The 12399-nt window shown below is 34.3% G+C and carries 14 protein-coding genes; 10 read left to right on the top strand and 4 right to left on the bottom strand.

The features are described 5' to 3' along the window. Positions 1 to 90: 90 nt before the first annotated feature. From DEU39_RS15310 to DEU39_RS15285, 6 genes are all read left to right on the top strand, one after another. Positions 91 to 1122: a hypothetical protein gene (locus DEU39_RS15310; protein WP_120232527.1), complete on the top strand. Its 1032-nt coding sequence runs from the start codon at positions 91 to 93 to the stop codon at positions 1120 to 1122. After that, on the top strand, positions 1106 to 2032 hold the full coding sequence (locus tag DEU39_RS15305; RefSeq protein WP_062673417.1) for a GDP-L-fucose synthase family protein: 927 nt from the start codon (positions 1106 to 1108) through the stop codon (positions 2030 to 2032). The genes DEU39_RS15310 and DEU39_RS15305 overlap by 17 nt, the downstream gene beginning before the upstream one ends. Next, the gene (gene gmd, locus DEU39_RS15300; RefSeq protein ID WP_062673796.1) at positions 2032 to 3105 is read left to right on the top strand and encodes a GDP-mannose 4,6-dehydratase; all 1074 of its coding nucleotides are present in this window, start codon (positions 2032 to 2034) and stop codon (positions 3103 to 3105) included. Before DEU39_RS15305 ends, gmd begins: the two co-directional genes overlap by 1 nt. A 77-nt stretch (positions 3106 to 3182) precedes the next feature. Next, a complete protein-coding gene (locus tag DEU39_RS15295; RefSeq protein WP_062673415.1) occupies positions 3183 to 4007 on the top strand; it encodes a glycosyltransferase family 2 protein in 825 nt (274 codons plus the stop codon). Positions 4008 to 4039: 32 nt separating this feature from the next. Beyond that, the gene (locus DEU39_RS15290) at positions 4040 to 5038 is read left to right on the top strand and encodes an acyltransferase family protein (protein WP_120232526.1); all 999 of its coding nucleotides are present in this window, start codon (positions 4040 to 4042) and stop codon (positions 5036 to 5038) included. Positions 5039 to 5048: 10 nt separating this feature from the next. Further along, on the top strand, positions 5049 to 5987 hold the full coding sequence (locus DEU39_RS15285) for a glycosyltransferase family 2 protein (protein WP_120232525.1): 939 nt from the start codon (positions 5049 to 5051) through the stop codon (positions 5985 to 5987). A 46-nt stretch (positions 5988 to 6033) separates the two neighbouring features. Here DEU39_RS15285 and DEU39_RS15280 read toward each other — a convergent pair whose 3' ends face one another. Further along, on the bottom strand, positions 6034 to 7068 hold the full coding sequence (locus tag DEU39_RS15280) for an acyltransferase family protein (protein WP_147367597.1): 1035 nt from the start codon (positions 7066 to 7068) through the stop codon (positions 6034 to 6036). A 148-nt stretch (positions 7069 to 7216) separates the two neighbouring features. On the opposite strand from DEU39_RS15280, the gene DEU39_RS15275 reads away from it, so the two are divergent. From DEU39_RS15275 to DEU39_RS15265, 3 genes are read left to right on the top strand one after another with little or no spacing between them, the layout of a single operon-like run. Next, positions 7217 to 7777, top strand: coding sequence for an acyltransferase (locus DEU39_RS15275; RefSeq protein WP_228432335.1), 561 nt, complete (start codon positions 7217 to 7219; stop codon positions 7775 to 7777). Then, positions 7777 to 8616: a glycosyltransferase family 2 protein gene (locus DEU39_RS15270; protein ID WP_120232523.1), complete on the top strand. Its 840-nt coding sequence runs from the start codon at positions 7777 to 7779 to the stop codon at positions 8614 to 8616. Before DEU39_RS15275 ends, DEU39_RS15270 begins: the two co-directional genes overlap by 1 nt. Continuing rightward, positions 8616 to 9770, top strand: coding sequence for a glycosyltransferase (locus DEU39_RS15265; RefSeq protein ID WP_062673403.1), 1155 nt, complete (start codon positions 8616 to 8618; stop codon positions 9768 to 9770). The genes DEU39_RS15270 and DEU39_RS15265 overlap by 1 nt, the downstream gene beginning before the upstream one ends. A 1-nt stretch (position 9771) precedes the next feature. Here the strand turns inward: DEU39_RS15265 and DEU39_RS15260 are convergent, their stop codons facing one another. The 3 genes from DEU39_RS15260 to DEU39_RS15250 are packed head-to-tail and all read right to left on the bottom strand — an operon-like array spanning position 9772 to position 11763. Beyond that, the gene (locus DEU39_RS15260) at positions 9772 to 10530 is read right to left on the bottom strand and encodes an SDR family NAD(P)-dependent oxidoreductase (protein WP_120232522.1); all 759 of its coding nucleotides are present in this window, start codon (positions 10528 to 10530) and stop codon (positions 9772 to 9774) included. After that, positions 10530 to 10763: a phosphopantetheine-binding protein gene (locus DEU39_RS15255; protein ID WP_047380387.1), complete on the bottom strand. Its 234-nt coding sequence runs from the start codon at positions 10761 to 10763 to the stop codon at positions 10530 to 10532. Before DEU39_RS15255 ends, DEU39_RS15260 begins: the two co-directional genes overlap by 1 nt. Before the next feature lie 28 nt (positions 10764 to 10791). Continuing rightward, positions 10792 to 11763, bottom strand: coding sequence for a 3-oxoacyl-ACP synthase III family protein (locus DEU39_RS15250; protein WP_120232521.1), 972 nt, complete (start codon positions 11761 to 11763; stop codon positions 10792 to 10794). 53 nt (positions 11764 to 11816) lie between these two features. Here DEU39_RS15250 and DEU39_RS15245 point away from each other — a divergent pair, with 53 nt between their 5' ends. Then, the gene (locus tag DEU39_RS15245) at positions 11817 to 12386 is read left to right on the top strand and encodes an acyltransferase (RefSeq protein WP_062673399.1); all 570 of its coding nucleotides are present in this window, start codon (positions 11817 to 11819) and stop codon (positions 12384 to 12386) included. Positions 12387 to 12399 lie beyond the last annotated feature (13 nt).

The raw sequence follows: 12399 nt of genomic DNA, 5'->3' as shown, positions 1-12399 counted from the left end.
ATTAAAAATAGAAAAATATCAAACTCCAGAAAGTAAATTATTTTTTACAATATACAAAGACATTTCAACAACTTTTACTTCCAAAATCCTATGAATATAGCTTTCACAATCTGCTCCAATAACTATTTAGCACAAGCTAAAGTTTTAAAAAATTCTATTAATAAATATGGTGAAAACTTCAAATTTGTAATAGGATTATGCGATGAAAAATCTAGCGAAATAGATTATGATTCTTTCCAATGTGAAATTGTAGAAATGAAAGATATTGGAATAAAGAATTTTGATGAATTATGGATGAAATATGACATTATAGAATTTAACACCTCTGTAAAAGCATCATTTTTCAAGTACTTATTAGCAAAAAATCCCAATACGGAATTTATATATTACTTCGATCCGGATATTGAAATATTTGATCAGTTATCAATCCTGAATGCAGAATTTGAAGATAACGCAGATATCTTGCTCACCCCTCATATTCTGAGTTCTATTCCTTTAGATGGCTATAAACCTGTAGAAAACACTTTTCTTAATTTTGGTATATATAATCTGGGATTTATAGGATTAAGAGGCCATTCTGAAAATGCCAAAAAACTTCTTGATTGGTGGGAAGAAAGATTGTTATCTCTTTGCTATAATCAACCGGAAAAAGGGTTATTTGTAGATCAGATCTGGATGAATTTTTCCCCTGTTTTCTTCAAAAATGTAAAAATTCTCAGTAAAATGGGGTATAATGCCGCTCCCTGGAATCTGCATGAAAGAATAGGATTGGTAGCTACAGAAGACAATAAATACCGCATGCCGGATAATTCTCCTCTGGTATTTTATCATTTTTCAAATTTTAAATATAAAAATCCCGAAACCTTAGCAAAATACTATGACAGATATTCTTTGGAAAATTCAGATTCCCTGAAAGAGCTATATCAAAATTATCATCAAAAAATCATTGAAAATGATATTGAAAGAATCTCAAAAATAGATTGTAAATATGTAATTTTAAAAAATAGTTTACCTAAAAAAAATAAATCTTTTCCTGAAATTTTGAAATCAAGCTTCAATAATTTATTAAAAATAATTTATTATAAAATTCGTTACAACTACAATTATGAACCCAAACTCTAAAATATATATTGCCGGACACCGAGGTATGGTAGGAAGTGCCATTTTAAGAAACTTAACTTCGAACGGTTTTAATAATATTATTACCAAAACTTCCAGTGAATTAGACCTTACAGATCAAAAAAGTGTACAAACATTTTTTGAAACCGAAAAGCCCGAATATGTCTTTCTTGCTGCAGCCAAAGTAGGAGGAATCCACGCCAACAACACGTACCGAGCTGATTTTCTTTACGATAACCTTATGATTGAGTCTAATGTAATTCATCAGAGTTATTTACATGGAGTAACGAAATTACTTTTTTTAGGCTCCAGTTGTATATACCCCAAGCTTGCACCTCAACCTTTAAAAGAGGAATACCTATTAAGTGGATTTTTAGAACAAACCAATGAACCTTATGCCATAGCAAAAATTGCAGGAATAAAAATGTGTGATGCATACAGGGATCAATATAATTGTAACTTCATTTCCGCAATGCCAACTAATCTTTATGGGCCTAATGATAACTATGACCTAAATAATTCTCATGTTTTGCCGGCTATGCTCAGAAAGTTTTTTGAAGCCAAACAAAACAATGTAAAGGAAGTGGTTTTGTGGGGAGATGGAAGCCCTTTTAGAGAATTTTTACATGTAGATGACCTTGCAAAAGCATGTGTATTTTTGATGAATAATTACAATGAAAGCGGTCACCTGAATATAGGTTCATCCAGGGAAATCTCTATATCAGAACTGGCCAAGCAGATTAAAGATATTGCCCAATATGAAGGAAATATAGTTTGGGATACAGAAAAACCCAATGGTACTCCCAGAAAGCTAATGGATTCCTCTAAAATTAATTCTATGGGTTGGTCTCCTGATATATCTCTGGAAGATGGAATAAAACAAGTTTATCAAGAAAAATTTTTAAACAAATGATGAAAAAAGCACTTATTACAGGAATCACAGGACAAGATGGTTCTTATCTGGCAGAACTCCTATTAGAAAAAGGCTATGAAGTTCATGGCGTAAAACGAAGAGCTTCCTCTTTTAACACTCAAAGAATTGATCATCTGTATTTGGATCAGCATGAAAATAACGTGCATTTCAAATTACATTACGGAGATCTTACAGACTCTACCAATATCATCAGAATCATACAAGAGGTACAACCGGACGAAATCTATAATCTTGGTGCCATGAGCCATGTGAAAGTAAGTTTTGATATGCCCGAATATGTTGCAAACGTAGATGGGTTAGGTACACTGCGTTTATTAGAAGCAATCAGGATTTTAGGATTAACCCATAAGACGAAAATTTATCAGGCTTCTACCTCAGAATTATACGGCGGGATGCCATCCAATAAAAATGAAAAGGGTTTTTATGATGAAAACTCTCCTTTCTATCCACGTTCTCCCTATGGTGCAGCAAAAATTTATGGATTTTGGATAACAAAAAATTACAGGGAGGCCTATGGAATGTATGCCTGCAATGGTATTTTATTTAATCATGAATCTCCCAGAAGAGGGGAAACTTTTGTTACCAGAAAAATAACTATGGCAGTAGCTAACATAGCAAAAAACAAACAGGATTGCTTATATCTGGGGAATTTAAATGCTCAAAGAGATTGGGGACATGCTAAAGATTATGTGGAAGGAATGTGGAGAATGTTGCAGCAGGAGAAACCTGACGATTTCGTTTTAGCAACAGGAGAAACTACCATGGTAAGAGATTTTCTCATTATGGCTTTTGAAGAAGTAGGAATAGAACTGGTTTTTGAAGGAAGTCAGGAAAATGAAATTGCCAAGGTATTACGCTGTAATAACCCGAATTATCAACTCCCATTAGGTAAAACAGTTGTAAAAGTTGATCCTAATTATTATCGTCCAACAGAAGTCGACCTGCTGATTGGTGACCCTACAAAGGCAAAAACTATTCTCGGCTGGCAACCACAATACACCGTAAAATCTCTTTGCAAAGAAATGATTGAATGTGATTTAAAAACAATATAATTTAAAAAAATCATATTCAATATAGAATCCTTTATTTCGCAATAACAAACAGATTTTACAAAAAAACACTCAAAAATATGCTCAATAAATCCATTACAATCATAACGATAAACTTCAACAACCGAAATGGTTTACAAAAAACTCTGGATAGTGTATTTCGGCAAACCGGTAAAGATTTTCAATATATAGTAATTGATGGTGGAAGTTCTGACGGAAGCAAAGAACTTATAGAAAGTAATCAATCCAAAATAAACTATTGGGTAAGTGAACCTGATAAAGGGATTTATCATGCGATGAACAAAGGAATTGCAAAAGCGACTGGAGAATATCTTCTTTTTCTGAACAGTGGAGACGAACTGCTAAATGAATCAGTTATAGAAAAAGTAACTCCATTACTGCACACAGATGATATTATCTCCGGTAATTTAATTGTAGATGATGAAAATCAAGATGTTCTTAGGCCTACTAAAGAAAATATTTCGTTTTTAGATTTGATTGAAGAAACAATTTGGCATCCCAGTACATTTATAAAAAGAAGTGCTTTTGAAAAAGTAGGTCTCTATGATGAAAATTTGAGAATTTGTTCAGATTGGAAATGGTTTTTAATTTCTATTTTCAAATACAATTGTACTTATAGACCTATTGAACAATCTATATCCCGCTTTTATAAGGATGGTATCAGCTCCGATCCCAAATCACAGTCTTTAAGAAAAGAAGAAAGAAGAAAAACACTTGTAGAAAATTTTCATTTTTCTGAATTCCAGACGGAAGAATTAATCGATAAAATTAATTTATATTTCAGCGCAAAGAACTCTTTAGACAAAATAGACAAATTGAAAAAATCAAGGTTATTAAAATTTTTATATCAAATAGGCCTATTTAAAAACTATAAATACCTTTAAAAAATTCTTAAAAGATAGGATTTTCATCTGTTATGAAGCTTAATAATATCCAGATTTTAAGAGGAATTTCAGCATTATTGGTATGCTGCTTTCATTTCCGTGAAACGATAAACTTACCCGGGCTGAATCTTGGTGATATTCTTTTTAATAAAGGAAGTATCGGTGTTCCCGTGTTTTTTATTATCAGTGGATTTATCATGGCTTTCACAACGCAAAGAATAAATTTCAGTAGAGATTCTTTTCAGCAGATCACTTTATTTTACAAAAGAAGGGTGATCAGAATTGTCCCCTTATATTATCTTTTGACCTTTGCTATAATGATACCCGGAGGCAGTTTTTTCCTCTATTTTCATGGCGCAGGACTTTATGAGCTTATCCATTCATTGTTATTCCTTCCCACAAAGAAGGAATTTCCCGTGCTTTTCCTGGGTTGGTCTTTAAATTTTGAGATGTTTTTTTATCTCATATTCGGGCTATCATTATTTTTTAAAGAAAAAAGGTATTATTTCATCGTAGGATTTTTCATTCTGACAACTATGTTGGGATATTGTGTACATTTTGACAGTCCATATCTGAAAATGGTAACCCATTCTCTCAATCTTTATTTTGTTGTAGGAATTCTCTTTGCTCTCTTACTGAACCAATATACAGTTCCAAAGAAATGGGCAGCAATAGTTTCTGTAATAGGAATAACCTCATTTATACTCGTTTTACTCAGCATCATTCCTATTGGCAATGATTGGGTAAAACTGGCAATGATCTCCACGTTTGTTTTTTCTTTCCTGACTTTTGATTATATTTTCCATTTTGAAGGAAACAAATTCTTAATATTTCTGGGAGATATTTCCTATTCATTATACCTATCACATCCTTTTGTAGAAATTGTTTTAAAAAGATTCAAAGTTGAAGGTTATCTAAACATTGCTTTTTTTCTTCTTAAAATTGTTTTAGTTATTATTGTAGCCTCTCTTCTGTACTATTTTGTAGAGAAAAAGGTTACCCATTATTTAAAAATTAAATTAAAAGCATAATCCGAAAAAAATGAAAATTTCAGTCATCATTCCCGTTTACAATGCTGAAAAATATGTCGCTCAGGCTGTAGATTCCGCGCTTCAGTTCGAAGAGGTATATGAAGTGGTACTGGTAGAAGACAAGTCTCCGGACAATGCCCTGCAGGTTTGCCGGGAACTCGCTGAAAAATATGACAGGGTAAAACTTTATCAGCATCCTGATAAAGGAAACCATGGAGCAGGTGCCAGCAGAAATTTAGGAATGGAAAAGGCAGAAGGAGATTTCATTGCTTTCCTTGATGCAGATGATTACTATCTTCCTAACCGTTTTGATGCCGAAAAAAAGCTTTTTCTCAATCACGAGGTAGATGGAGTTTATGGGGCTATAGGAGTTCATTATTATTCTGAAAAAGCCAGAGAACAGTATTATAAGGTTTTTGGAGACCGCCTCACTACAGTGTATAAAGAATATCCTCCTAAAGATGTATTCCCGGGCCAACTGAATATGAGAGGAACTTTTGGACTTTTCAGTATTGATGCCCTGACGATCCGTAAAAGTTCTCTACAAAATATGGAGTATTTTTTCAAAACCCATTTAAAGCTTCATCAGGACACCGAATTTTTATTCCGACTCTCCTACTATCTGAATCTGTATCCGGGAATTCTTGACAAAGCTGTAGCGGTGAGAGGAGTTCATGAGAACAACAGAATTACCAAAGTAGATTCCAGAGAAGTAAAACCGGCTTCAACCCGCGTTGTATTATGGAAGGAAGTGAACCAGTGGGCAGAAAATGAAAATACCATTCCTGAAGATATTAAACTTCATATCAAACGTGTTTACAGAAGCTTTCAGATTGCTAATGCTCCCCTTCTGAAAAAATGGGGGATGATCACAAAGTATTTGTTTACGGATTATAAAAGCATCCGTTCAGGGCTGTACAATATCAATTTCAGAAATGACTTGTTCTGACACTACATTTAACTAAATATTTAGTTAAAAAAAAATTATTTGAAAACTAACGCTTTGAAAAATGAATCTTTCTTAACAGGTTTCGCATCGGCTTTTCTATTAACTGGTAAAAGACCGCGGAACTCAACAGCATAACGATAATGTAAATCAGAAATACCATATCAATGCCGAGCGTACACTTCTGCCATTGTAAAAATTCCCTTACAAGGTAAAGCACAGGAATATGAGTGATGTATATTCCATAACTAATTTCCCCCAGATACTCCAGCGGCTTTAATGAAAATATCCTGCTTACTTTCCCGTTATTTGCCGAAATTAAAAGAATGGCAGGTACAAAGAGTAAAGCCATCAAACCATTATGATAGAATAGCGGGACAAACATCAGTGACAGAAGAATCAGAAAAAAGACTGCGATAACGTGGTAATCATAATTTTTCTGCCTGTAATTTTGCACAAAATATATTCCTGCAAGATTTCCAATCAGGAATTCATTCAGATGCCAGAAAGGGAAATAGTAAAGAAACTCATGGCTTTTCGTATGAGGTCCTTCATAAGCTCCATACACCGGATAAAGATTAGAAAACACCTGTGTAATCAGCCAGAGACCAATGGCAAACACCCAGATCATTTTGTTTTTCCTGGCATAAAAATAATTATATAAAAACGGAAAAAGCAGGTAAAAGAAGAACTCTACGGAAATAGACCACCCTGGAAAATTCAGGATCATCGCTTCACCCGGAATCCAGCTCTGGATACCCAAACCATATAAGATCAGTTTATACCAATCGAACATCTCATATCTTGTCATAAAATAGAGCAAAAGTCCGAGCATATAAAGCGGATAGATCCTGGCAAACCTGTTTTTGTAAAATTCCAGGTAATCAATTTTATCTTTCCTGTGATAAGCAATAATCATGATAAACCCCGAAAGAATAAAAAAATAGCTTACTCCTACATTAGCCCTTAAAAAAAGATTGGAAATATAATCTATCTTGTATAAGAACAGATCTTTATTGAAATGAGAAATAACAATTGCCATTGCGGCAACAAATCGGGTAAATGTAATCTGACTTATTTTCACAGAACACCAAATGATTTACTTTATCAAAACTCAGCAACCTCAACCTGAAAAGTTGTTTTATTTGGTATAAAGTATTAATTTTTAAGGCACAAAAATAAGATTTATTATTATAATTATTTAAAACAAATTATATTTGTAAACTACAAATGTGAAAATAAATCCAGGTATGCTTGATGAAATTTTAGCAAAAATTCAACGGAAAAGCCAGATTTCTCGTCTCAAAAAACACCCTAATGTTTCTTTTAAAGGGATAAAGCTTGGGATCAGTAATCATTTTGTTCTGCACGACAATTTAAAAAATGTTACACTTGGGAATTCCATGAGTTTCAGAAATTATGTACATATTCTTGTGCAGCAGAATGCCGTTTTAGAAATCGGAGATCATTTTTTTATGAATAATTTTTGTTCCATCAATTGTCTTGACAGCATTTCAATAGGTGACAACACTTTGTTTGGGGAAAATGTTAAGCTTTACGACCACAATCATGCTTATCAGACTCATCCGGAATTTAAGCTGTTCTCATCTGAGTTCACCACCGCTCCTATCAAGATCGGTAGTAACTGTTGGCTCGGAAGTAATGTAACCGTCTTAAAAGGAGTTACCATCGGAGATAACTGTATTATTGGAGCCGGATGTACTATTTACAAAGACATTCCATCAAATACGACTGTAATTAATCATCAAGATTTAATATTCAAGGAACAATAATGAAGTTTTCTATTCTTATTGCACACTATAACAATGCCATCTTTTTTAAAGACTGTTTTGAAAGTATACTTCAACAAACATATACAGACTGGGAAGCGGTAATTTTAGATGATGCTTCTTCTGAAAACGAGAAGAAAATAATCCGGGAAATGATTTCAGATGACAAAAGATTCAGGTTTTTTGAAAATGAAAAAAATTCCGGTGTAGGTGTAACAAAAAGTAAGCTGATTGAAATGGCCGAAGGTGAAATCTGTGGTTTTCTGGATCCTGATGATGCCATTGCTCCAACCGCTATTCAAAAATGTATGGAGATTTTTCAGACTAAAAAAAATACAGTCCTTACCTATTCAAGGTTTATGACATGTGACCAGAACCTGAATCCAATAGCTCCATTCAGATCTGCGATGCAGGTACCGAGTGGAGATCCTTATTTTTTCAATTTCCCGATTCAGATTGCTCATTTTGTAACCTTCAGAAAAGCAGTTTATGAACAGACGGAAAAAATGAATCCCAATCTGAAAATAGGGGAAGATCAGGATTTATATCTTAAAATGTATGAAAAAGGAAACGTTCAGTTTATTAATGAAACGAACTATCTTTACAGAACGCATCAGGGCGGAATTTCACAGAATGACAATAAAAAGAAATCCCACGAATATTTTGCCCAGGTGATTTTTAATACCATGAAACGAAGAGGGCTCAGCTCTATCAATGGAAAGAAAGTTCCTGAACATTATACCGGTGCAGATGAAATATTCGATCTGCTTCAGTATCAGCATCAGCTGCCTTTCCGTATTAAGAAAAAAATAAAAATTACGTTACAATCAATCTTCGGATAATGTTAGAAAAAAAAATAAAAATTTTGTTCAGGCACCGTTCCATGGAAATGGGAGGCGTGGAAAAAGTATTACTGGGACTTCTCAACAATCTTAATCCTGACAAATTTGAAATGACGGTATGCCTCACCCTCAACCAGGGAAAACTGCGTGATGAACTTCCGAAGCACATCAGAAAAATATACCTTACTGACGGAAAAGAAGATTTTTCCAACAATTCTATTTTACAGAAACTTCAGCTTGTTAAAAGAAGAATAAAGCTGAGAAAACTGAAAAATACTCCGGCCATTGCAGACCGTCTTATCAATGATACTTTTGATATTGAGATCGGGATGGATTACAGAGACTATGATGCCATTCTGAACTCAACCAATAAGAATTCAAAAAAAATAGGATGGTTTCACTCTGAAATTAATGTTCCGAAATTTCAGCCTTTAGTACCAAACATTTTAAAGAGCTTTCCGCAATTTGACCACATGGTGTACTGTTCCCACAAGATCAAAGATATGATGCACCAGCATTATCCTAATCTAAATTATCCTCCTGAAAGTGTGATCATCAATCCTATTCCTATCGAAGAAATTAAGCGTAAGGCAGAAGGAAAGCTTGAAAATTTTCCTGAAGGGCCTGTTTTCGCATCTATAGGAAGACTTCATTCTAGAAAAGGATATCATAAACTTATTGACGCTCATACGAAGCTCATCAATGACGGGTTTCATCACAGCATCATTGTTATTGGTGAGGGTGATGAAATGAATAACCTCAAGGCACAGGTAGCTAAAAATAATGTTGAAAAAACATTTATCCTGGTTGGCAACCAAATGAATCCTTATCCTTATATCAAAAAAGCGGATTATTTTGTTCTGCCTTCGGAATCTGAAGCATGGCCATTGGTCATTGCTGAAGCTTTAATTCTTCAGAAACCTATTATAGCAACAGAAGTAGGAGATGTAGGATTGATGATCAAAGACCGTGAGACAGGATACCTCATCAGTTATGAAGTAGATGAAATGTATTCAGCCATGAAAACATTCCTTACCGATCCCGATCTTGTTCTCCACATCAGAGAGAACCTTAAAACAATTGAAAGTCAGTTTGACAATAAGAAAATATTTGACAGCGTAGAAAATATTATAGAAACTCTACACAAAAAGTAAGTTACTGTGCTGAATATCCTCCGTCTATCACAAGGTTACTGCCTGTGACCCATCTTGAGGCATCAGACAACAGAAAAATACAGGCATTCGCTACATCTTTAGGTTCTCCTATTCCAAGCGGATGCTTTTTTATAATTTCTGATGAAGCTTCTTCTCCGATATTTTCAAACATTTTCTCTAAAATTGGAGTATTGACCATTGCCGGACTTATACTGTTGACCCTAATATTACTTCTTGAAAGCTCCATAGCCAAAGAACGGGCTCCGGAAATTACAGCGCCTTTGCTGGCAGAATAAGCGGCCTTTCCTGCCTCTCCTATCATCCCTGCCACAGAAGAAATAAATACAAAACTGGAGTTTTCGTCTTTGTATTTTTTTAAAGATAAAATTTTTGCAATTTCAAGTCCTGCAATGACATTGACAGCAAATATGTCCTGATATAGCTGAGCATTGTGTTTTTTTAATGGTAACGTTTTTTCGATACCGGCACAGTGTATAAATCCTGATATTTTACCTAAAATTGAAACTTTATCTGCAATAATTGCTTCAAGATTTTCAGATTGAGTAATATCTTCAGTGATAATTTCAACTTTTATTTCCGGATTGAGCATAGAAACGGTTTTCATCAGTTCTTCCTGGTTTCTTCCTAAGAGAATCAGATCAGCACCGCTTTTGCTGCATTCTACAGAACAGCTTCTCCCGATCCCGGAAGAAGCGCCTGTAATGAGAATAATTTTATTTTTTAATGAGAAAGCATCCATTAATCTTCAAAATTTTCTTTTCCAATAACATTCATCAGATCTGAAACAGTTTCAATATCTTTAAAATGCTTGGTATCAATTTTTTTGCTGAAATTTTCGTCTACAAACGCAATAACAGAAAGTAAACTGATAGAATCATAGCTTTCTAAAGATTTCAGGTTCGTTTCAGTAGTCAATGTTTCATCTTCTTCTAATTCCTCCTGTAGTTTTTCTAAAAAAACGGATGTTTTCATATTTTATAATTTTAAATGTTTGTTTTCTTTAAATTTCCATTATGGTGGCTCCCCATGAATATCCAACTCCAAATCCTGCCATTAAAACCTTATCTCCTTGTTTCAGCATTCCTTTATCCATCATATTTTTAAGAGCAATAGGAATTGTTGCAGAAACAGTATTCCCGGTTTTTTCCATGTCAATATAAAACTTTTCTGCCGGTATTTTTGTTTTCTTTCTTAAATAATTCAGCATAAAGGAATTGGCTTGGTGAAAAACAAAATGATCGATATCATCCATGGTCATACTGTTAATTTCCAATGTTTCTTTTACCAGTCCCGGAATATTTTCAATCGTAAAATTAAAAATTTCAGGGCCATTCATATAAATATTTTCGGGGCCGAATTCGTGTTCCGGATTCAGTTCGAAGTCTTTTTTAAAAGCTCCTTTTTTCACCATAAGATTTTCTGCGCCGCTTCCGTCTGTTCCCAGGCAGAACTGATAATCGTTACCTTCAGATTTTTCAATAATAGCAGAGGCGGAGGCATCTCCAAATATACTTCGGTTTCCTTTATCATCAGGATGAATATGCTTGGTATACGTTTCTGAAGTAACCAAAAGAATACTCTTTGCAATTCCACCGGCAATCAGTCCTTTTGCAAAAGCTAACCCATATACGAATCCTGAACAGCCAAGGTTAAAATCTATAGCTCCGATATTTTTCCTAAGCCCCAATCTGTCCTGCAAAATACAGGCCGTTGTAGGAAGGAAATACTCCGGACTCTGGGTACAGAATAAAATAAAATCTACTTTGTTCCTGTCATAGTTCTCGAAAATTTTTTCTGAAGATTGCACAGCCATATCCAGTACGGTTTCGCTGTCAGAAGAAATGTGGCGTTGGGAAATACCTACTTTCTCCTGGATACGTTCGGAGCTCCATTCAGGGAACTGCTTTTCAAGGTCCTCATTAGTTAGTACCTGCTGAGGCAGATAATATTCTATTTTTGAAATTTTCATCATATTAATAAATTCTCTTTCTTTGCAAAAGTAACGAAAACAAATTTACACTTGTGATGATTTTTATATTCAGAATTCTATTAAAAATAGACTCCCTCTATCATACTTTTTTGAACAGAGGCAGTCTTGAAGTGGCTAAATATAGAGGGATGAAAGTAGGAAAAAACTTTAATATGCCCGATAAAGTGTATTTCGGAACTGAACCGTACCTTATCGAAATTGGCGATAATGTGAACATTGCTGGAGATGTACGGTTTGTCAACCACGGTGGAACAACTACTCTGCTCAGAAAACTTCCTGGGTATGAAGATGCAAGAATACTGGGAAGAATAAAAATAGGAAACAACTGCACCATCGGGCTTAATTGTGTGATTATGCAGGATGTCCAGATTGGAAACAACTGTATTTTAGGGGCAAACTCTGTGTTGTCACAATCGATGCCGGATAACACAGTTTTTATTGGAAACCCGGCCCAATTCTTATGCACGATTGAAGATTATGGTGATATTGTTCTTAAAAATAACCCGGAATATCCCCGTGAACTGGAGAAAGACAGAAAAAAACTGGATGCCTATATCAAAGAAAATCTTCCTCACAAGTATAAAAAAGCAAGAAAAATTAAATAAATTTATCTTGTAA

Source organism: Chryseobacterium sp. AG363 (assembly GCF_003610675.1).
GTDB classification, from domain to species: Bacteria; Bacteroidota; Bacteroidia; order Flavobacteriales; family Weeksellaceae; genus Chryseobacterium; species Chryseobacterium cucumeris.
This window is presented reverse-complemented; position numbering and strand designations above follow the sequence as displayed.